General features: G+C 32.3%; 1 protein-coding gene and 1 pseudogene. Both read left to right on the forward strand.

Going from position 1 to position 1,130, the window contains the following annotated elements; all coding sequences use genetic code 11:
- A pseudogene (locus KH893_RS11005) lies at positions 1-420 on the forward strand (ABC transporter permease); the annotation flags it as partial.
- Between the two features lie 22 nt (positions 421-442).
- Positions 443-1,130: MFS transporter (locus KH893_RS11010; protein WP_281166171.1), on the forward strand; the 688-nt coding region annotated here is incomplete at its 3' end.

Genomic DNA, 1,130 nt, shown 5'->3' on the forward strand with positions numbered 1-1,130 from the left:
GGCAAATATATAGCAATTGAATTTTCTGAATTTATTATTCTACTATCTACAATAATAATTTCCTTATTAGTGGGGATTGCAAAATTTAATTTAATACCTAATCCTCATTTTTTAAGTTTATTTTTCGGAAAAATTCTTTTGGCGTATAGCTGTAATGCATGTCTATCGTTTTTGTGGCCATTAATTGTATCGAAGTGCAAAAGTTTATTATTACCAATTTCACTTTCACTGATTGCTTTGATTGTTGATGTTATTTTTGCTTCTAGAATGGTTGGCCAATTCATTCCTTGGTCAATTCCTGGATATTTATTAGCTCACTATGGCTCTACATTACTAATTAGTCACTTAATTATCGCCCTAGTTACAATCGTTGGAATTGATGGGACGATTATTGTTTGGAACAAGACAGATCAAAAATAATTTTTTAAAAGGAAACGTAATTATGAAAAATAGAAAACAAGTTATAGTTATTGCTCTCATACTCGTTCTTGGAGCTTTAGCACCAATGCTTGATACTACAATGACTAATATTGCAATTAATAAGATGATTAATGCTCTAAATACGACTGTGAACGTTATGCAGTGGGTAACCACAATAGACATTTTGGCAATTGGAATTTTTGTTCCAATCACCGGTTGGTTGATTGACCAAGTAAATGGGAAATGGTTGTATTTAACTGGAATTTTGATTTTTGGAATTGGTTCCTTTGTTTCTGCTACATCATCTTCAGTTGGCTTATTAATCATTGGCAGATTGATTCAAGGAATTGCAACTGGAATAATTGTGCCTGTATTAAGTATTTTGCTTGTTCGTGCTTCAAAGGGCATCGCCCTGGGTAGTTTGATGTCAATTATTGGGTTACCAGTAGTTTTGGCCCCAATTTTAGGACCCACTTTCGGTGGCTTGATTTTGCACTACCTTAATTGGCGATGGATTTTCTTTGCTAATATACCGATCGTTATTTTGTCGTTAACAGTTGTCTGCTTTTTTTTACCAAATTTTAAGCCATTAGGTATAAAAAGTAAATTCGATTTAGCAGGTTTTTTGTTACTATCAGGAATGTTTATATTCTTAATTATTGGAATCACTAATTTCAGTAATTTACCAAAAGAATCAGTCATTTCTCAAA

The organism is Liquorilactobacillus sicerae (assembly GCF_029916425.1).
GTDB classification, from domain to species: Bacteria; Bacillota; Bacilli; order Lactobacillales; family Lactobacillaceae; genus Liquorilactobacillus; species Liquorilactobacillus sicerae.